This window comes from Streptomyces sp. NPDC059861, from assembly GCF_042731435.1.
GTDB lineage: Bacteria > Actinomycetota > Actinomycetes > Streptomycetales > Streptomycetaceae > Streptomyces.
Map to the genome: position 1 here is coordinate 144053 of NZ_JBHWJQ010000014.1, position 19131 is coordinate 163183.

17 protein-coding genes are annotated in these 19131 nt (G+C 70.8%); 3 read left to right on the forward strand and 14 right to left on the reverse strand.

The annotated features are described in order from the left end of the window. Positions 1-176: 176 nt before the first annotated feature. The 6 genes from hemB to ACFV6X_RS15485 all read right to left on the reverse strand — a co-directional run bounded on the left by hemB (position 177) and on the right by ACFV6X_RS15485 (position 7357). On the reverse strand, positions 177-1175 hold the full coding sequence (hemB, locus tag ACFV6X_RS15460) for a porphobilinogen synthase (RefSeq protein ID WP_385383026.1): 999 nt from the start codon (positions 1173-1175) through the stop codon (positions 177-179). A gap of 444 nt (positions 1176-1619) precedes the next feature. Then, positions 1620-3323: a uroporphyrinogen-III synthase gene (locus tag ACFV6X_RS15465; protein ID WP_385383029.1), complete on the reverse strand. Its 1704-nt coding sequence runs from the start codon at positions 3321-3323 to the stop codon at positions 1620-1622. Next, positions 3320-4279, reverse strand: a complete 960-nt coding sequence (gene hemC, locus ACFV6X_RS15470) for a hydroxymethylbilane synthase (protein ID WP_385383032.1) — start codon at positions 4277-4279, stop codon at positions 3320-3322. The genes ACFV6X_RS15465 and hemC overlap by 4 nt, the downstream gene beginning before the upstream one ends. After that, the gene (locus ACFV6X_RS15475) at positions 4276-5994 is read right to left on the reverse strand and encodes a glutamyl-tRNA reductase (RefSeq protein ID WP_385383034.1); all 1719 of its coding nucleotides are present in this window, start codon (positions 5992-5994) and stop codon (positions 4276-4278) included. Before ACFV6X_RS15475 ends, hemC begins: the two co-directional genes overlap by 4 nt. Continuing rightward, complete coding sequence (locus ACFV6X_RS15480) at positions 5991-6758, reverse strand: redox-sensing transcriptional repressor Rex (protein WP_385383036.1); 768 nt, start codon at positions 6756-6758, stop codon at positions 5991-5993. The genes ACFV6X_RS15475 and ACFV6X_RS15480 overlap by 4 nt, the downstream gene beginning before the upstream one ends. Positions 6759-7048: 290 nt before the next feature. After that, positions 7049-7357 carry a glutaredoxin family protein gene (locus tag ACFV6X_RS15485; RefSeq protein ID WP_385383039.1) on the reverse strand — a complete coding sequence of 103 codons (309 nt, stop codon included), beginning with the start codon at positions 7355-7357 and terminating at the stop codon, positions 7049-7051. A 106-nt stretch (positions 7358-7463) separates the two neighbouring features. Between ACFV6X_RS15485 and ACFV6X_RS15490 the strand changes: the two genes are divergently transcribed. The 3 genes from ACFV6X_RS15490 (at position 7464) to ACFV6X_RS15500 (ending at position 11838) form a co-directional block, all read left to right on the forward strand. Continuing rightward, positions 7464-8384, forward strand: a complete 921-nt coding sequence (locus tag ACFV6X_RS15490; RefSeq protein ID WP_385383041.1) for an HAD family hydrolase — start codon at positions 7464-7466, stop codon at positions 8382-8384. 1201 nt (positions 8385-9585) lie between these two features. Further along, on the forward strand, positions 9586-10356 hold the full coding sequence (locus ACFV6X_RS15495) for an ECF subfamily RNA polymerase sigma factor, BldN family (RefSeq protein ID WP_385383044.1): 771 nt from the start codon (positions 9586-9588) through the stop codon (positions 10354-10356). Between the two features lie 246 nt (positions 10357-10602). Further along, the gene (locus ACFV6X_RS15500; protein WP_385383047.1) at positions 10603-11838 is read left to right on the forward strand and encodes a DUF5667 domain-containing protein; all 1236 of its coding nucleotides are present in this window, start codon (positions 10603-10605) and stop codon (positions 11836-11838) included. 79 nt (positions 11839-11917) lie between these two features. Here ACFV6X_RS15500 and ACFV6X_RS15505 read toward each other — a convergent pair whose 3' ends face one another. The 8 genes from ACFV6X_RS15505 to ACFV6X_RS15540 form a co-directional block, all read right to left on the reverse strand. Further along, positions 11918-13006 carry a lysophospholipid acyltransferase family protein gene (locus ACFV6X_RS15505; RefSeq protein WP_385383050.1) on the reverse strand — a complete coding sequence of 363 codons (1089 nt, stop codon included), beginning with the start codon at positions 13004-13006 and terminating at the stop codon, positions 11918-11920. A 14-nt stretch (positions 13007-13020) separates the two neighbouring features. Then, on the reverse strand, positions 13021-14082 hold the full coding sequence (locus ACFV6X_RS15510; protein WP_385383053.1) for an NAD-dependent epimerase/dehydratase family protein: 1062 nt from the start codon (positions 14080-14082) through the stop codon (positions 13021-13023). Between the two features lie 279 nt (positions 14083-14361). After that, the gene (locus tag ACFV6X_RS15515; protein WP_003948845.1) at positions 14362-14460 is read right to left on the reverse strand and encodes a 30S ribosomal protein bS22; all 99 of its coding nucleotides are present in this window, start codon (positions 14458-14460) and stop codon (positions 14362-14364) included. A 154-nt stretch (positions 14461-14614) separates the two neighbouring features. After that, positions 14615-14830, reverse strand: coding sequence for a helix-turn-helix domain-containing protein (locus ACFV6X_RS15520; RefSeq protein ID WP_141316280.1), 216 nt, complete (start codon positions 14828-14830; stop codon positions 14615-14617). A 134-nt stretch (positions 14831-14964) separates the two neighbouring features. Beyond that, positions 14965-15792, reverse strand: coding sequence for a phosphatase (locus ACFV6X_RS15525; protein WP_385383056.1), 828 nt, complete (start codon positions 15790-15792; stop codon positions 14965-14967). A gap of 166 nt (positions 15793-15958) precedes the next feature. Further along, positions 15959-17134, reverse strand: a complete 1176-nt coding sequence (locus ACFV6X_RS15530) for an acetoin utilization protein AcuC (protein ID WP_385383060.1) — start codon at positions 17132-17134, stop codon at positions 15959-15961. Then, complete coding sequence (locus tag ACFV6X_RS15535; protein ID WP_385383063.1) at positions 17085-18302, reverse strand: MFS transporter; 1218 nt, start codon at positions 18300-18302, stop codon at positions 17085-17087. The genes ACFV6X_RS15530 and ACFV6X_RS15535 overlap by 50 nt, the downstream gene beginning before the upstream one ends. Before the next feature lie 78 nt (positions 18303-18380). Further along, positions 18381-19025: an HAD family hydrolase gene (locus tag ACFV6X_RS15540; RefSeq protein WP_385383066.1), complete on the reverse strand. Its 645-nt coding sequence runs from the start codon at positions 19023-19025 to the stop codon at positions 18381-18383. Positions 19026-19131 lie beyond the last annotated feature (106 nt).

Consider the following 19131-nt stretch of genomic DNA (forward strand, 5'->3'; position numbering starts at 1 on the left):
GCCGACGGCAGCGGCGACGGCAGCACCGGCAGCCGGCTCACGGTCGCCTTCCAGGGCAGGACCCCGAACAGCTCCGGCGGCGCCGCCGCGACGCCGTCCCTGCCGGCCAAGGGCGTCTGCTACGACAGCTCCCTGCGGGTCGCCTACTGGCAGTCGACGGCGGACGCCGCTCTCTACTAGGCCCTGCTCAACCGCTGGGCCACCTCGGTGGCCCAGTAGGTGAGGATGTTCCGCGCCCCGGCCCGCTTGATACCGGTCAGCGCCTCCAGGATCGCCCGCTCCCGGTCGATCCAGCCCTTCTCGGCGGCGGCCTCGATCATCGAGTACTCACCGGAGATCTGATACGCGGCGACCGGCACGTCCACGGCGTCCGCGACGCGCGCCAGAATGTCCAGGTAGGGCCCGGCAGGCTTCACCATCACCATGTCGGCCCCCTCCTCCAGATCGAGGGCCAGCTCCCGCAGCGACTCCCGGACGTTGGCGGGATCCTGCTGATACGTCTTCCGGTCCCCCTGCAACGACGAGCCGACGGCCTCGCGGAAGGGCCCGTAGAAGGCCGACGCGTACTTGACGGTGTAGGCCAGCACGGCCACGTCCTCGCGCCCGATCTGGTCCAGCGCGTCCCGGACGACCCCGATCTGCCCGTCCATCATCCCGCTCGGCCCCACCACGTGGGCCCCGGCGTCGGCCTGGACCTGAGCCATCTCGGCATACCGCTCAAGGGTCGCGTCGTTGTCGACGCGTCCGAACTCGTCCAGCACACCGCAGTGTCCGTGATCGGTGGTCTCGTCGAGACACAGATCGGACATCACGAGCAGCTCGTCCCCCACCTCGGCCCGCACATCCCGCAGAGCCACCTGGAGAATGCCGTCGGGATCGGTCCCCGGCGTACCGAGCGCATCCTTCTTCGACTCCTCCGGCACCCCGAACAGCATGATCCCGGAGACCCCGGCGGCCACCGCCTCGGCGGCGGCCTTCTTCAGACTGTCCCGGGTGTGCTGCACCACCCCGGGCATGGCCGCGATGGCCACCGGCTCACTCACCCCCTCCCGCACGAACGCGGGCAGGATGAAGTCGGCCGGATGCAGCCGAGTCTCGGCAACCATGCGCCGCATGACGGGAGAAGTCCGCAGCCGCCGCGGCCGCGCACCGGGAAAGGAACCGTACTTCGTCATGCGCTCTACGCTACGCCCGCCGCCCGACCGCCTTTGCCGACGCGACGTCGGACAAGAACCACCCGCCGACACCGCGCCACACCCGCCCCAAGACGGGAACGGACCGTGCCGGACAAGAACCACCCGCCGACACCGCGCCACACCCACCCCAAGACGGGAACGGACCGTGCCGGACAAGAACCACCCGCCCACACGGCGCCGCACCCGCCCACGGCGGGAAGGGGCCGTGCCGGGGGGTGTCCGCCCGCAGCGGTTGGCGCGTCAGCACGGGTGAGTTGGTAAGGGACCGATTCCGCGCCGTTCCGAGGACGGACACCCCCCGGCACGGCCCCGCACCACGCACAGCCTGCAGGCGCTACAGCAACCCGGCACCACCCGCACAGGCCGCCGCAGGCATGACGGCGCGCCACCCCAAGAGGCGGCGCGCCCAATCACCCAGCAGCCCTACGTGGTGCGCCTCCGCCGAGCCCCCGGCCGCCGCTCACTGGGCCGCGTCACCGGATCCCCGGCCTCCAGGGCCGCGGCCCGACGCCGCGTCCCGAAGTCGGCCAGCGCCTCCGCCAGCTTGTGCACGGACGGCTCCGGAGCCATCACATCCACCCGGAGCCCATGCTCCTCGGCCGTCTTGGCCGTGGCGGGCCCGATACACGCGATCACCGTGACGTTGTGCGGCTTACCGGCGATCCCCACCAGGTTCCGCACGGTGCTGGACGACGTGAAGAGCACGGCGTCGAACCCGCCGCCCTTGATCGCCTCCCGCGTCTCGGCCGGCGGCGGCGACGCCCGCACGGTCCGGTAGGCCGTGACGTCGTCGACCTCCCACCCGAGCTCGATCAGCCCGGCGACCAGCGTCTCCGTGGCGATGTCGGCCCGAGGCAGGAACACCCGGTCGATCGGGTCGAAGACGGGGTCGTAGGGCGGCCAGTCCTCCAACAGCCCCGCCGCCGACTGCTCCCCCGTGGGCACCAGATCCGGCTTCACACCGAACGCGACCAGCGCCTTCGCCGTCTGCTCCCCCACCGCGGCGACCTTGATCCCCGCGAAGGCCCGGGCATCGAGCCCGTACTCCTCGAACTTCTCCCGCACGGCCTTGACCGCGTTCACCGAGGTGAAGGCGATCCACTCGTACCGCCCGGTCACCAGCCCCTTGACCGCCCGCTCCATCTGCTGAGGCGTCCGCGGCGGCTCGACGGCGATCGTCGGCACCTCGTGCGGCACGGCCCCGTACGACCGCAGCTGGTCGGAAAGCGAAGCCGCCTGCTCCTTGGTCCGCGGCACGAGCACCTTCCAGCCGAACAGCGGCTTGGACTCGAACCACGACAACTGCTCGCGCTGAGCCGCGGCGGAACGCTCTCCGACCACGGCTATCACGGGCCGCCCGCCCTCGGGCGAGGGCAGCACCTTCGCCTGCTTCAGCGTCTGCGCGATGGTCCCCAGCGTCGCGCTCCACGTCCGCTGTCGCGTCGTGGTACCCGCGACCGTCACGGCCATCGGGGTATCGGGCTTGCGCCCGGCCGACACCAGCTCGCCGGCGGCGGCGGCCACGGAGTCGAGCGTGGTCGACACGACCACGGTCCCGTCCGACACCCCGACCTCGGTCCAGCACCGGTCGGAGGCGGTCCGGGCGTCGACGAACCGGACGTCCGCCCCCTGCGCGTCCCGCAGCGGCACACCGGCGTACGCCGGCACCCCGACCGCGGCCGCGACACCGGGCACGACCTCGAACGGAACACCCGCCGCGGCGCAGGCGAGCATTTCCTCGGCGGCGTACGTATCAAGTCCCGGGTCCCCGGAGACCGCACGGACGACCCGCCTGCCGCCCCGCGCGGCCTCCATGACAAGATGTGCGGCATCCCGCACCGCGGGGACGACCGTTGCTGACGTACCGTCAACAACCGTCAGCTGAGGCGTGCCTGAGCCCGGATTGAGGTCCGAAGAAGGACCCGGCTCCGTGTTCACGACGGCGACGCCCGGCCGGGCGTGTGTACGTACCACGTCGAGCACCTCGTGCTCGGCGACGAGTACGTCCGCACGCGCCAGCGCTTCGACAGCGCGCAGAGTCAGCAGTCCCGGATCCCCGGGTCCGGCACCGAGAAAGGTGACGTGCCCGTGTTCCGGACCGGCGGCGGAAAGGGTGGTGGGGCTCACTGTGCTCGCTCCCCCATCAGACCGGCCGCGCCCTGGGCGAGCATCTCGGCGGCGAGTTCGCGGCCGAGTGCCACTGCCCGGTCGTGCGTTTCGGGCACGGGACCGGTGGTGGACAGCTGCACCATGCGAGAGCCGTCGGTCGTGCCGACGACGCCCCGCAGGCGCATTTCCTTGACAATCTGCCCGTCGGCCAGCAGGTCGGCGAGCGCGCCCACGGGGGCACTGCAACCGGCCTCCAGGGCGGCGAGCAGGGACCGCTCGGCGGTCACGGCGACCCGGGTGAACGGGTCGTCGAGCTCACCGAGCACGGCGATCAGGTCCGCGTTGTCCGCGGCGCACTCGATCGCCAGGGCCCCCTGGCCGGGGGCGGGCAGAACCGTGTCGACCGACAGGAAGTCGGTCACCTCGTCGATCCGGCCGATCCGCTGCAGTCCGGCGGCGGCCAGTACGACGGCGTCGAGCTCGCCCTTGTGGACGTACCCGATCCGGGTGTCGACGTTGCCGCGGATCGGCACCGTCTCGATGTCCAGCCCGTGCCCCCGCGCGAACGCGTTCAGCTGCGCCATCCGGCGCGGCGAACCCGTACCGATGCGGGCCCCGCGCGGCAGGTCGGTGAACTTCAGCGCGTCCCGGGCGACGATCACGTCCCGCGGGTCCTCGCGCAGCGGGACGGCGGCCAGCGCCAGGTCCTCGGGCTGCGTGGTCGGCAGGTCCTTCAGCGAGTGCACGGCGAAGTCGACCTCGCCCCGCAGCAGCGCGTCGCGCAGCGCGGTCACGAACACACCCGTGCCGCCGATCTGCGCGAGGTGCTCGCGCGAGACATCGCCGTACGTGGTGATCTCGACGAGCTCGACAGGCCGTCCGGTCACCTGGCTCACGGCTTCCGCCACCTGCCGGGACTGGGCCATGGCGAGCTTGCTCCGCCTCGTCCCCAGTCTCAGTGCCTTCTCAGTCATGCCGGCCCTCGGTTCTGTGCGTTCTTCTCCATGCTTTCCTCGGCGCGGGAGACGGAGGCCACCGTCTCGGGGTCGAGGTCGAACAGGGTGCGCAGCGCGTCCGCGTACCCGGCACCGCCGGGCTCGGCCGCGAGCTGCTTCACCCGTACGGTCGGCGCGTGCAGCAGCTTGTCGACGACCCGGTGCACGGCCTGCCGGATCTCGCCACGCTGTTTGTCGTCCAGACCGGGCAGCCGCCCGTCCAGGCGGGCGATCTCACCCGCCACGACGTCGGCGGCCATCGTCCGCAGCGCGACCACGGTCGGCGTGATGTGCGCGGCGCGCAGGGCGGCTCCGAACGCCGCCACCTCGTCGGAGACGATATGGCGGACCTGGTCGACGTCGGCCGCCATCGGGGCGTCGGCGGACGCCTCGGCCAGCGACTCGATGTCGACGAGCCGCACGCCGGCCAACCGGTGCACGGCCGCGTCGATGTCACGCGGCATCGCGAGGTCGAGCAGGAAGAGGGACGGCTCGGGGCGCGGCACCTCGGCCACCGGCTCGGGCTTGCGGTGCTCGGCGATCCGGCCGGCGGTGGCCACGGTCGCGGCCAGCGCGGTGATCAGCTCGGGCGTCACCTCGGGCGCCTTGCGCGCCGCCTCCCGCCGCTCGACCGCGCTGCCGGCGGCCCACGCTGCGTGCTGCTCCAGCGTCGCCGCGTCCATGCCGGCCACGGCGGCCTCACCCATCACGGAGAAGCCGGGCGCGGTCAGGTCAAGGGGGCAGTTCTCGTCGGCGCCCACGGAGGTGGGCGGCAGCGGCGTCTGCCGTACGTCCGTCCTCGGCGTCGTACGGGACTCCGCGGCGCTCTCCCCGACGTGCGCGGGGCGGCCGGTGCGGCCCTCGACCGCGGCCGCGATCTCCTCCGCCTGCAGCACCAGTCCGGTGGCGCCGGTGCAGGAGACCGCGATGTCGGCACGTGTCAGCTCGGCCCGCACCGCGTCCATCGGTACCGCCCGGGCCACCACGTCCGTGTCGTCGGCCTGGTTCAGGATCTGGGCCAGGCGCTCGGCCCGGTCGAAGGTGCGGTTCGCGACGACGATCTCGCCGACCCCGGCCCGCGCCAGCGTCGCGGCGGCCAGCGAGGACATCGAGCCGGCGCCGATGACCAGCGCCCGCTTGCCCCGCGCCCACTTCTCCACGGCCGCGCCGGAGGTCAGCTGCTCCAGGCCGAAGGTGACCAGGGACTGCCCGGCCCGGTCGATGCCGGTCTCGGTGTGGGCGCGCTTGCCGACCCGCAGCGCCTGCTGGAACAGGTCGTTCAGCAGCCGTCCGGCGGTGTGCAGTTCCTGCGCGCGGGCCAGCGAGTCCTTTATCTGGCCGAGGATCTGCCCCTCGCCGACGACCATCGAGTCCAGCCCGCAGGCCACCGAGAACAGGTGGTGGACGGCCCGGTCCTCGTAGTGCACGTAGAGGTACGGCGTGAGCTCGTCCAGGCCGACCCCGCTGTGCTGGGCGAGCAGCGTGGACAGCTCGGCGACACCGGCGTGGAACTTGTCCACGTCGGCGTACAGCTCGATGCGGTTGCAGGTGGCGAGCACCGAGGCCTCTGTGGCCGGTTCGGCGGCGACCGTGTCCTGCACCAGCTTGGCCTGGGCGTCCGCGCTCAGTGCGGCCCGCTCCAGCACGCTCACCGGAGCACTGCGGTGACTCAGTCCGACGACGAGCAGACTCATGCCGGCATCACGGCGGGTACGTCCCCGTCAGGTCCCTTGTCGGCGGACTGCTTGCGCGCGACGGCGGCCGGGACGCCGTCGTCGCGCGCCGACGCGGCTTCCTCACCGGCCTTGCGCTGCTCGTGGAAGGCGAGGATCTGCAGCTCGATGGAGAGGTCCACCTTGCGCACGTCGACGCCGTCCGGCACGGACAGCACGGTCGGCGCGAAGTTCAGGATGGAGGTGACGCCGGCGGCGACGAGCCGCTCGCACACCTGCTGGGCCGCGCCCGCGGGGGTCGCGATCACGCCGATCGACACGCCGTTGTCCTGGATGATCTTCTCCAGGTCGTCGGTGTGCTGGACCGGGATGCCCGCGACCGCACGGCCGGTGAGCGCGGGGTCGGCGTCTATGAGCGCGGCGACCCGGAAGCCACGGGAGGCGAACCCTCCGTAGTTGGCGAGGGCGGCGCCGAGGTTACCGATACCGACGATCACAACCGGCCAGTCCTGGGTGAGGCCGAGTTCGCGGGAGATCTGGTAGACGAGATACTCGACGTCGTAACCGACACCACGGGTGCCGTACGAGCCGAGATAGGAGAAGTCCTTACGGAGCTTCGCGGAGTTGACCCCGGCCGCGGCTGCCAGTTCCTCGGACGAGACCGTGGGTACCGAGCGCTCCGACAGTGCGGTGAGGGCGCGGAGGTAGAGCGGAAGACGGGCGACGGTGGCCTCGGGAATCCCTCGGCTACGGGTCGCCGGTCGGTGAGTTCGGCCAGTTGCCACGGTGCTCCTGCGGGTAGAGCGGGGCTGCAGGCGGTCATACGTTCCCGGACCGCCCCGTCGAATGCAGGCTATGTCTTTGTGAACGCGTGCACAAAGATGGTGTCCGATTTGCCCGGCCAACGTGACCGGGGTCACGCGCGCTCCGTGAGGGGGCGAGAAGGGGGCCACAATCGAACACTCTCCTGAAAAGTTCCCGCCCCCGAGACCAGGTCGCCGTCGATCCTAAGCCAGACCGAGCGCCCGGTTATGCCGCTGGCTACTCGGGAGTCAGCCGGGGGGCTACTCACCGGTCACCCGGTGAGCGCCTTGCGGAGGCGGTCCTCGTTCACCCGCCAGAACGTGTGCTGCACGCCGTCCACCAGGACGACGGGGATCTGTTCCCAGTATGTGTCGTGGAGTTCCTTGTCCTCGGTGATGTCCTTCTGCTCCCACGACACACCGAGGTCGGCACAGACCTTCTCGATCACGATCTGTGCGTCATCACACAGATGGCAGCCGGGCTTGCGGATGAGCGTGACCAGGCGCTCCCGGGGCGTGACCGCGGGTACTGGGCCCGAGGTGGCGGGCTTGCGGCGGAAAATCGGGCTCATGCCGGTCATTGTCGCGCCACGCGGGGTCGTTGTTTAACGGCACGGACGCGGAGAGTTCACGGCGTTCCAACCTCTCGACTCCGGAACCTCCGAATGCAATGGCTATGCTCACGCCATGGCCGCTCTCGGATGGCTCACTCCCCGTAGGCGCTCCGCCACGGCGCGGAGCGTGTTGGCAGGCGAGGCCGCGGCGGAGGCCGCGCGCAAGACACAGGACACCTCCGTCGTCGCCGGCGGCGACGAGCCGGAGTTTCCCGTGCGCGGCGACGCGCAGGCCGCCGCCTTCTTCGACCTCGACAACACCGTGATGCAGGGTGCCGCGCTGTTCCACTACGGGCGCGGGCTGTACAAGCGGAAGTTCTTCGAGACCCGTGATCTCGCGAAGTTCGCGTGGCAGCAGGCGTGGTTCCGGCTGGCCGGGTTCGAGGACCCGGACCACATGCAGGACGTGCGGGAGTCCGCGCTGTCGATCGTGAAGGGGCATCGGGTCGCCGAGCTCCAGTCGATCGGCGAGGAGATCTACGACGAGTACATGGCCGAGCGGATCTGGCCGGGGACCCGGGCGCTGGCGCAGGCGCATCTGGACGCCGGGCAGAAGGTGTGGCTGGTGACGGCCGCGCCGGTGGAGATCGCTCAGGTCATCGCACGGCGGCTGGGGCTCACGGGGGCGCTCGGGACCGTGGCGGAGTCCGTGAGCGGCGTGTACACGGGCAAGCTCGTGGGCGAGCCGCTGCACGGGCCGGCGAAGGCGGAGGCGGTGCGGGCGCTGGCCGCGGCGGAAGGACTGGACCTCTCGCGCTGCGCGGCGTACAGCGACTCGCACAACGACATTCCGATGCTCTCCCTGGTGGGGCATCCGTACGCCATCAATCCCGACAGCAAGCTGCGCAAGCACGCGCGGGAGAAGGACTGGCGGCTGCGGGACTACCGGACCGGGCGCAAGGCGGCGAAGGTCGGCATCCCGGCGGCCGCCGGGGTCGGTGCCGTCGCAGGCGGCACGGCCGCGGCCATCGCCCTGCACCGCCGCCGCCGGTAGCGGCCCCGCCCGCCGGCTGTGGGCGGTCGGCATTCCGGCGGTCGCCGAGGTGAGCACAGTCGCGCACACCGCCGCCGGTAGCGGCCCTGCCCGTCGGCTGTGGGTGGTCGGCATTCCGGCGGCCGCCGAGGTGGGCGCGGTCGCGCACTGCACCGCCGCCGACGGTGGCGGCCCGCGGAGCGCCTTCCGGCTGTGGGTGGGTCGGGGCCGTGTCGGGGGGTGTCCGTCCTCGGAACGGCGCGGAATCGGTCACTTACCGACGCACCCGTCTTGACGCGCCAACCGCTGCGGGCGGACACCCCCCGACACGACCCCTTCTCGCCGTACGCGGCTGCGGCTCCGCGTGCGCCCGACTCCGGACATGCCCCCTTCTCGCCGCACACCGGTGCGGCTTCGCATACGCCCAGTTCCGGGCCGCCCCCCTTCTCGTCGTGGACGGCTGCGGGTCCGTGCGCCCGGCTCCGGACATGCCCCCTTCTCGCCGTACGCCCGTGCGGCTCCGCGTACGCCCAGTTCCGGGCCGCCCCCCTTCTCGTCGTGGACGGCTGCGGGTCCGTGCGCCCGGCTCCCGGGGGGGGACCCCCTGCTCGCTGTGGCCGACTGCGGGTCCGCACGCCGGGGCTCCGGCACGGCCCCACCTCGCGGCGAGCGGGTGCGGCTTCGTACGCCCGGCCCCCGGCACGCCCTTCTCGCCGTGCGCCGGTGCGGCTTTGTGCGCGTGCCGCGCCATCCGCCTAGCGGCCAGCCAGGTCCGCGTACGTCGCGGGCAGCCGGGTCCGCGTAAGCCGGGCATGCGTGCCGCCTGGGGCGGCACGGGTGGGCGCTGGCGGTACCCCGTTGCGCCAGGGTGCGCGGCACCTCGGCCTCAGGAGCAACGCCGAGCACATTCGAAACGCCGGGCAATCCAGTCCCCGTACCCACGCGACGCCACACCCAGTCCTCCGTCCTGCACCCGGCCACAACACGCCCCGTACCGACCCCGAAGTCGAGCCCATTCGATCAACAACCGGTCACTCTCCGGCACTTGATCAGCCGTCAATCGGTTACGGAAGCGACGTAATCGATGATTTGAGCAACTGGGCGTAGCAGTGCCTGTACGAAGCGTTATTCTCCTCAGACGCAAACCGGTACCCCTCTCGTCGCTACGTCGAGTGAAAGGTCCCGCACTGCTCGTGATGGAAGCTCTGCCTCTGGGAGTCCCGTGTACCCACACGTCGGGGTTGACGCCTCGGGCCTGGCTACGCTGCGCGCAACGGTCCGAGACCTGTTGCGCGGCTTCGTCCCCACCGCGTACGCCGCCCCCGCATTCACCACCGCCGCGCCGGTCGGCCCGTGCTACGCACTGGCCGACGGCAGCGCCGCGGTCGGCAGACGAGGCCGCGCCGCCGGTGCGGCCACCGCACGGCGTCCGGCCGCCGACAGCGACAGCGCCCGGATGATGGACCTCGTGGAGCGCGCCCAGGCCGGCGAGGCCGATGCGTTCGGCCGGCTCTACGACCAATACAGCGACACCGTGTACCGCTACATCTACTACCGGGTCGGCGGCAAGGCGACCGCCGAGGACCTGACGAGCGAGACCTTTCTGCGCGCACTGCGCAGGATCGGTACGTTCACCTGGCAGGGGCGCGATTTCGGCGCCTGGCTGGTCACCATCGCGCGGAATCTGGTCGCCGACCACTTCAAATCCAGTCGGTTCCGGCTGGAAGTGACCACCGGAGAGATGCTCGACGCCAACGAGGTCGAACGCTCGCCCGAGGACTCGGTCCTGGAGTCCCTCTCCAACGCCGCGTTGCTGGACGCGGTGCGCCGGCTCAACCCCCAGCAGCAGGAGTGCGTGACGCTCCGCTTCCTCCAGGGTCTCTCGGTCGCCGAGACGGCCCGCGTGATGGGCAAGAACGAGGGCGCGATCAAGACGCTGCAGTACCGCGCCGTGCGCACCCTCGCCCGTCTCCTTCCCGAAGACGCCCGCTGAGCGCCACAACCGAAGGCATACGCTCAGCTATCCCCAACTCACCCTCGGTGAAAGACTGTTGACTTCGCCGCCCGTTCCTCCGCCGTCCGTAACCCAAGTGCCGCGCCGCTCGTTGTGCGGGATGCAGGCTCCCTGTGGTCACTCCCTGGCCGACTCCGATCCGCCGATCGTGTGGTTGTGGCCGGGGCGTGCAACCCTCAGGACCCCCTGGGGAGTCGACCGTCATGACGAGAGGAGGTGCCGCCAGTGATCGCGAACGTATCGGCGCACCGGCGGGCGAACGCCTTCGCCCAGGCCCTGGAGGAGCAGTCCGATCGGGGCACGGCGGCCGAGCAGTCCGAGGAATCGGCCCCGGCTGCTGCGGAACAACCGACCGAGCAGGGCCGCTTGCTGGCCCTGTCGGCCGGCCTTGGCGAGTTGCCGAAGCCGAAGCTGGATCCCGAGGTCAAGGTCGTCCAGCGGGCACAACTGGTGGCTCAGTTCGAGGCGATGCTCCAGGGAGGCGGCGAGGCATCCGATCCAGCCGTCCCCCAGCAGCGCTCCGTGCGGAGCCGTGGCGCCCACAGGGCCACACCGCTGGGCAAGTTCCGTCCGCGTACGCGCCTGGCCAAGGGCCTCACCGCCGGCGGCCTCAGCGTGGGCGTCGCCGCGAGTGCCTTCGGCGGAGTGGCCGCCGCCAGCGGAGAGGCCCTGCCCGGGGACTCGCTCTACGGGCTCAAGCGCGGCATCGAGGACTTCAAGCTCGGTCTGGCCGACGGCGAGGACGAACGCGGGCAGGTGTATCTCGACCAGGCGTCCACCCGGTTGAGCGAGGCCCGTCGGCTGATGGAGCGTGGCCGCAGCGGCCCTCTCGACCACGAGTCGCTCGGGGAGATCCGCCGTGCCCTGTCCGGGATGACGCACGACGCCTCCGAGGGCCACCGACTGCTGACCGCGGCGTACGAACGCGACCCCGAGTCGCTGGGCCCGATCCAGGCCCTCTCCGCGTTCTCCGACTCGCACCGGGACGCCTGGGGCGCCCTGCGCGAGCGGCTGCCGGTGCAGCTCGGGGACGTCAGTGAGCAGGTGTCGTCGGTCTTCGACGCCATAGACCAGGAAGTCGCCCCGCTGCAGTCCCTGCTTCCGCAGCCCCCCGTCCAGGGCGGCAGCAGCGAGGACAGCAAGAGGCGCGGCCCCGGCAGCGGGCCCGCCACGGGCGCCACCGAGTCCGGGCGCGGCTCGACGGCACCCAGCAGCGGCAGCGGCTCCTCGGACAGCGGCGACACCGGCAGCGAGGGCCCCAGCCGGTCCGCCGAGACCGGCGACGAGTCCGAGGGCCTGCTCGGTGGCAACACCGGCGGGCTGCTCGACCCGCCGAAGGACATCGGCAGCGCCTCTCCGTCGCAGAGCAGGCCCCCGACGACCGCGCCCGACGTCACGTTGCCGCCGCTGCTCCCGGGTCTCCTGCCCGGGCTCGGCCTCGACGCCGAGGATGCCGAGTAGGTTTCGGGTCGTACGACCGTGGGGCGTCCCTCGTGAGAGGGGCGCCCCCGTCGTCGTGTCCCTGCCCTTTGCGGTGCGGTCAGAAGAAGACCGAGCGGCGCTGCACCAGCAGCTTGTACAGGGTGTGCTGGATCTGTTCCCTGACCTGGTCGGTCAGGTTGAACATCAGCATCGGGTCCTCGGCCGCCTCCGGCGGGTAGCCGTCCGTGGGGATCGGCTCACCGAACTGGATCGTCCACTTGGTGGGCAGGGGGATCGCGCCGAGCGGGCCCAGCCACGGGAAGGTGGGCGTCAGCGGGAAGTACGGGAAGCCCAGCACGCGCGCGAGCGTCTTCGCGTTGCCGAGCATCGGGTAGATCTCCTCCGCGCCCACGATCGAGCACGGCACGATCGGGGTGCCCTGGCGCAGCGCGGTGGAGACGAAGCCGCCCCGGCCGAAGCGCTGGAGCTTGTAGCGCTCGCTGAAGGGCTTGCCGATGCCCTTGAAGCCCTCCGGCATCACGCCGACGAGTTCACCCTGCCCGAGGAGCCGTTCGGCGTCCTCCGCGCAGGCCAGGGTGTGGCCGAGCTTGCGGGCGAGTTCGTTGACGACCGGGAGGACGAAGACCAGGTCGGCGGCGAGGAGACGCAGATGGCGGCCCGCCGGATGGTGGTCGTGCACGGCGACCTGCATCATCAGGCCGTCCAGCGGGATCGTGCCGGAGTGGTTGGCGACGATCAGGGCGCCGCCCTCGGACGGGATGTTCTCGATGCCCTTCACCTCGACCCGGAAGTACTTCTCGTACACCGGGCGCAGCAGGGACATCAGGACCTGGTCGGTGAGTTCGGCGTCGTAGCCGAAGTCGTCGACCTCGTAGTCGCCGGTCAGGCGGCGACGCAGGAAGGCGAGGCCGGCGGCGACGCGCCTGTCCAGGCCGCCCTCGTCCAGGGGCCGCTGTTCGTCCGGCTCGTCCGGCCGCTGTTCCTCATGGGGCACGGGAACATCATCCTGCGCACGCGACCGACTGGGCAGGGGCTGGACCTCGCCCACCTCGCCCGTCTCACGGACCCGCGCGGACTCCCCGCCGGGCCGTCGGCTTCCCCCGCTCCGGCCGCGGCGCGGCGGCCGCTGCGCGGCGCTTCCGCGGGACCGGTCGTCGTCGAACGGAATGACCTTGGCGTCCGCCATCGTTGATGCGCTCCTCAGTTGGCGCTCTGAGTCGGGGGGTGGCCGCCGCCCGCGACGGGCAGCGCGGCGATCCGGTCGACGGCCTCCGCGAGGGCCTCGGGCGGCAGGAGGCCGGGGCCACGGCTGCGCGCGAAGTCCGCAAACGTTTCCGCAGTCGTGTACTTCGGCTGGAATCCCAGCGTCTCGCGCATCTGGGTCGTGTCCACCACCCGGCCATGGGTCAGCAGTCGGATCTGCTCCGGTGAGAAGTCCGTCATACCCAGGGTACGCACCAGCGAGCCGGCCCACGTGACGGCGGGCAGCAGCAGCGGCATGGTGGGGCGGCCGAGCCGCCGGGAGCACTGGGAGAGCAGCAGGACGCCGTCGCCGGCGATGTTGAACGTGCCGCTGTTGAGGGTGCCGCGGCGCGGCTCGTGCGAGGCGATCCGCAGCACCTCGATCACGTCGTCCTCGTGCACGAACTGCAGCCGCGGGTCGTAGCCGAGGACGGTCGGCAGGACGGGCAGCGAGAAGTACGAGGCGAGCGGCGAGTCGGCGCTGGGACCGAGGATGTTGGCGAAGCGCAGCACGCACACCGCGACGTCCGGTCGACGGCGCGCGAACCCGCGCACGTACCCCTCGACCTCCACCGTGTCCTTGGCGAAGCCGCCGCTGGGCAGGGACTTGGGCGGGGTCGTCTCGCTGAAGACGGCCGGGTCGCGGGGCGCGGAGCCGTAGACGTTGGTGCTGGACTTCACCACCAGCCGCCGTACGGTCGGGGACTTCTGGCAGGCGCCGAGCAGCTGCATCGTCCCGATGACGTTGGTCTCCTTGACCGTGGCCCGGTTGCCGCTGCCCAGGGCGGTCGCGGTGACGTCCATGTGGACGACGGTGTCGGCGGCCGTCTCGGCCAGCACGCGCGCGATGGTGGGCTGGCGGATGTCGGCCCGGATGAAGTCCGCGCCGCCCAGATGGTGCTCGGGCGGTACCGCGTCCACGGCGACGACCCGCTCCACTTCGGGGTCACGCTGGATCCGTCGTACGAACCGGCCCCCCAGCTGACGGGCCACTCCGGTCACGAGCACGACCTTGCCCACGATCCGCGCCTTCCTTCCAGCCCTCGTACCGCTGCCGAGTTCCCCGTCTGCGGCCAACCTAGCGGTTACGTGTTGCGCTGTGATGACCGCCCACTGCACCAAGTGACGGGAAATCACGGTCGTACGACCAGAGTCTCGCGATCGCCGAGTGGGCATACGCGAGGGGCCTGTTTCCCCGGATATGCGTGCGGCCCCCCACCGGACGGGGTGGGGGGCCACAGCCACGCTTTCGCGGCGTTGCGGTGCGTCGATCTACCGCTTGTGCTGCTTTTTCAGCGGCTACTTCTTGTTACGACGCTGAACGCGCGTGCGCTTGAGCAGCTTGCGGTGCTTCTTCTTGGCCATCCGCTTGCGCCGCTTCTTGATAACAGAGCCCACGACTACCCTCGCTCACTTCTCATCACTCGGTGTTTGGGCGCCATGGGCCCACACGACCTACGAGGGGCTAGCCTACCCGCCCGAGCGCTGAGGTCGTAATCGAGGTGCTCGGGGAGATCGGAAAGTGCCCTGAACCGATCTCCCCGGGTCGCCGTCAGGCGGTTTCCACCCCCACATAGCTGTCGCGGAGGTACTCGTGAACCGCGTTCTCGGGGACACGGAAGGACCGCCCCACCCTGATCGCGGGCAGATGACCGCTGTGCACCAACCGGTACACGGTCATCTTCGACACTCGCATCACCGAGGCGACCTCCGCCACGGTAAGGAACTGAACCTCACTCAGAGGCCTCTGATCTCCAGCTGCAGCCATGACACACCTGAACCTTCCGCACTCGACTCGACGGCCACCGGCTTCCCCTTCCGGTGACTCTTCGTCGCTGCGTGCTCACTCCCCAGACTAGGGGCGGGTGATGCGAGTGGGGAAGAGGTGCACCCATCGGCGGCCTACTGTGACAGACACGCCCGATTGAGTACGTAGCGGGTAAGCGGCCGGTAGTAATCGGACCGCACAGCGTCATCAAGTGGAACGGCCACGGCCACTCGCCCCTCCGCCTCGCCGACAAACGGAGCCGGGTCGTCCGTATCGGCCAGGCCGATGGCATCGAACCCCAGCTGACCTGCGCCGCAGACCCATCCGTGGTCCCCGACGACCAGCTCGGGCAGGGCCCCGCCGGCCTCGGCGATGGCGTTCAGAACGGTACGAACCGGGAGGGGGGAATGGGTGTGTGCGCCGGTCGCACCACCGCGGCCGGGCACGCCGGGTTCCCGCACCATCGCAACGCCTCGTACGTAATCAAGGCTGTACGTGCGTAGGCCGAACCTAGTCGTTATGTCGACAGAGCGACCCTGCGCCGGAGTGAGGACGGCACATCCGGCCGCCGACATGGCGTCCGCCAGGGCGCCGTAGAAACCGAGCAACCGGTGCGGGTGACCGGTCCCGAACAACACGGGTGCACCACGCTGCGCGACGACCGCGAGCCGCTCGGAGAACGCCTCCAGGGCGGCGAGGGTCAGTTCCGGGTCAATCACATCCTGGCCGGAAACACACCCCGGATCAGCGGATACCCCGCACTTGTCCGCCATCAGTCCGACCAGATCCCGCTCGGTCCAGGTCCATTCAGGATCGATCCCGATCAACAACCGAGGATCGCGCGCCGCGAATCCCCGATAACTCCGCAGGCTCACTTCCCGAGAGGTCGCCACGACCCCGGCCAGCCGAGCAGCGAGAAGGTGTGCGCGGAGGCGGGATCGAAGGGCGGTGGGGGTGGGCATGGAGGGATGGTGACGGACGGAGGCGGGGGATGGGGGCGGGAACGGGGATACGGGGCTCGGTTGGCGTAACGGCGCAGCCGTGGGAGGGGTGACGGGGCCCGGGGTCCCGACCGGTCTCGCGAGACCGAGCCCGTGGGCCGGGCAGCCTCACTTGACAGGGGCGCCCCTACGCCAACAACCCCCGCAACGGAAACACCGCCCGCCGAGTGGCCAGTACAGCCTGATCCAACCGATCCGCGGGGTCGTACCCCGACTCCCAGTCCCCCCACTCCACGGGCCACCGCCCATCAGTCATCCGCCCCGGCGCCAGCTGCCGCGTCCGAGCGAAGACCTCCTGCCGCCACCCCTCGGGAATCATCGCCTCGGGCGCCACCTCCCGCCCCGCGGCGATCCCCACCAGGTGGGTCCAGGACCGCGGCACCACATCCACCACCGCGTAGCCACCTCCACCCAAGGCCACCCAGCGCCCCCCGGCGTACTCGTGCGCCAGTTCGTGACAGGCCACCTGCACGGCCCGCTGCGCGTCCAGGGAGACCGCCAGATGCGCCAACGGATCCTCGAAATGCGTATCGGCCCCGTGCTGAGTCACCAGCACCTGCGGCCGGAACGCGGCGACAAGTTCCGGCACCACCCCGTGGAAAGCCCGCAACCAGCCGGCATCCCCCGTCCCCGCCGGCAACGCGACATTCACCGCCGACCCCGCTGCGGCCCCGTCCGCTCCCGTCTCCTCCGGCCACCCGGTCTGCGGGAACAAGGTCCGGGGATGCTCATGCAGCGAAATCGTCAGAACCCGCGGATCCTCCCAGAACGCCGCCTGCACCCCGTCCCCGTGGTGCACATCGACATCCACATAGACGACCCGCTCCGCACCCAGCTCCAACAACCGCGCCACGGCCAGCGCGGCGTCGTTGTAGATGCAGAACCCCGACGCCGCCGCCGGCATCGCATGATGCAGCCCGCCCGCGAAGTTCACCGCGTGCAGCGCGTCCCCCCGCCACACGGCCTCCGCCGCCCCCACCGACTGCCCGGCGATGAGCGCCGACGCCTCATGCATCCCGGCGAACGCCGGATCGTCCAGCGTCCCCAGCCCGTACGACTGATCGGCCGCCCGCGGGTCCATCGACGCCGCCTTCACCGCCGCGATGTAGTCCTCGCGGTGGACCAGCCGCAGCGTCGACTCCCCCGCCGCCTTCGCCGCCACGACATCCATCTCGCGATCGAGCCCGAACGCCTCGACCAGCCTCCGGGTCAGCGCCAGCCGGACCGGATCCATCGGATGGTCCGGGCCGAAGTCATAGCCCGTTACTGCCTCGTCCCACATCAGCTGTGCGCGGCCGCTCATGCCCGCCACCGTATCGGTCCGGTTGAGCGGCGAACGACCGGGCGTACACGAGTGTCACCAGCACCAACACCATCGGCACGAGCATCGCCCCCCGATAGCTCCAGGCATCCCCCAAGGCCCCCACCAAAGGCGAACCGATCAAAAACCCCACATAGTTGAAGACATTGAGCCGCGCCACGGCCGCATCCGAAGCTCCCGGAAACAACCTTCCCCCCGCCGCGAACGTCTGCGGAACCAGCACACACAACCCCAGCCCCAGCAACGTGAACCCGACCATCCCGACCCACGCCCCGGACGCCCCCGCCACCACCGCGAACCCCACCGCGGCGACCACCGCCCCACCCCGTACGACCCCCACGGCCCCGAACCGCCGCACCCCGAAGTCCCCCAGGGCCCGCCCCACCAGCGTGGTGACCATGTAGACGTTGTAGGGAACCGTCGCCATCTGCTCCGAGCTCCCCAGCACGTCCTGCAAGTACTTCGCGCTCCAGTTGGAAACGGTCGCATCCCCGATGTACGCGAAGGTCATCACCAGACACAACGGCAGCAACGCCCGGAAGACGACACCCCCCGCCTCACCCGCGCCCTCGCCTTCGACCGCCTTCGTGCGGCCGCCGTCGACGTACCACCGGCTCCCCACCAGCGCGGCCGGCAGCAGCACCCCCACCACCGGCAGATACGACACGACCAGCGCCAGCTCCCAGTGCGCACCCACCCACGCCAGCGAGGCTCCCACGATCCCCCCGAGGCTGTACGCGGCGTGGAACCCGAGCATGATGCTCCGCCCGTACGACCGCTGAAGGCTCACCCCGAGCATGTTCATCGAGGCATCCAGCGCCCCCACGGCAAGCCCGAACGCGGCGAGCGCCACCGCCAGCTCCACCATCCGCTCCCCGGCACCCACCCCGAGCAGCGCCAGCAGTACCACGGGCTGGGACCACCGCAGCACCGAACTCGGCGGTACGCGCTTCACCAGCCGCTCGGTCGCCACGCTTCCGACCCCGGCCAGCACCGGCACCGCGGCCAGAAACGCCGGCAGCAACGCATCGGAGACCCCGTACCGGTCCTGGATCGCCGGAATCCGGGTCACCAGCAGGGCAAAGGCCACGCCCTGGGTGAAGAAGCCGAACGCCAACGAGGCCCTACCGCGCCGCAGCACACGAGTCATGGCGGCGAGCGTAGGGCCCCGGCGTACCGCTGGGTACATCCAGCCAAAGATGAATTTCCCTCAGCTTCAAGCCTCTGGTCAGACCAGCAGCTCAGCCAACTCCCCCATGTCCTCGAAGAGTCGCGTCGCCCCGCTCAGCCTGGCCGCCGGGGTCATGGCGGTGAACCCGTACACGTCCATCCCGGCCGCGACCGCCGCCTGCACGCCCAGCCGACTGTCCTCGACGACGACGCACCGCTCCGGTGCGATCCCCATCCGCTCGGCCGCGTGGAGAAACAGATCGGGTGCCGGCTTCCCCCGCCCCACATCCTCGGAACTGAAGATCCGCCCGTCATCGAACCACCGCTCCAGCCCGGCCGCCCGATGCCCGACCCGGATCCGCTGATGACTCCCCGACGAGGCCACGCAGTACGGCACCCCCTCGGCCGCCAGCTTCCCCAGTACGTCCGCGGCGCCGGCCACCGCCTTCAACTCCCGCTCGAACGCGGCGAAGACCCGCCCGTGAAAGACGTCGTCGAAGTCGCCCGGCAACCGCTGCCCGGTCCGCTCCGCAACCAGGTCGTGCACGCGGTGCATGGCGGCGCCCATGTAGTCACGCAGGGAGTCCTCGTAGGAGGTCGGATGCCCGAGTTCGGTGAGGTACGCCGCCAGGAGCCGGTTGGAAATGGGCTCACTGTCGACGAGCACACCATCGTTGTCAAAGATCACCAGGTCATAGCGCATAACTGAACCCTAAACGCAGAAAACCCCGCATCCGAAGATGCGGGGTTTTCATCAAAAATTGTTCGGCGGCGTCCTACTCTCCCACAGGGTCCCCCCTGCAGTACCA

What these genes read in the sequence shown, in the direction of transcription:
- ACFV6X_RS15530 (WP_385383060.1), bottom strand. Translation starts at nt 17,134, where the DNA reads ATGAGCGGCCGCGCACAGCTGATGTGGGACGAGGCAGTAACGGGCTAT.
- hemC (WP_385383032.1), bottom strand. Translation starts at nt 4,279, where the DNA reads ATGACTGAGAAGGCACTGAGACTGGGGACGAGGCGGAGCAAGCTCGCC.
- ACFV6X_RS15490 (WP_385383041.1), top strand. Translation starts at nt 7,464, where the DNA reads ATGGCCGCTCTCGGATGGCTCACTCCCCGTAGGCGCTCCGCCACGGCG.
- ACFV6X_RS15520 (WP_141316280.1), bottom strand. Translation starts at nt 14,830, where the DNA reads ATGGCTGCAGCTGGAGATCAGAGGCCTCTGAGTGAGGTTCAGTTCCTT.
- ACFV6X_RS15485 (WP_385383039.1), bottom strand. Translation starts at nt 7,357, where the DNA reads ATGACCGGCATGAGCCCGATTTTCCGCCGCAAGCCCGCCACCTCGGGC.
- hemB (WP_385383026.1), bottom strand. Translation starts at nt 1,175, where the DNA reads ATGACGAAGTACGGTTCCTTTCCCGGTGCGCGGCCGCGGCGGCTGCGG.
- ACFV6X_RS15505 (WP_385383050.1), bottom strand. Translation starts at nt 13,006, where the DNA reads ATGGCGGACGCCAAGGTCATTCCGTTCGACGACGACCGGTCCCGCGGA.
- ACFV6X_RS15525 (WP_385383056.1), bottom strand. Translation starts at nt 15,792, where the DNA reads ATGCCCACCCCCACCGCCCTTCGATCCCGCCTCCGCGCACACCTTCTC.
- ACFV6X_RS15535 (WP_385383063.1), bottom strand. Translation starts at nt 18,302, where the DNA reads ATGACTCGTGTGCTGCGGCGCGGTAGGGCCTCGTTGGCGTTCGGCTTC.
- ACFV6X_RS15475 (WP_385383034.1), bottom strand. Translation starts at nt 5,994, where the DNA reads ATGAGTCTGCTCGTCGTCGGACTGAGTCACCGCAGTGCTCCGGTGAGC.
- ACFV6X_RS15540 (WP_385383066.1), bottom strand. Translation starts at nt 19,025, where the DNA reads ATGCGCTATGACCTGGTGATCTTTGACAACGATGGTGTGCTCGTCGAC.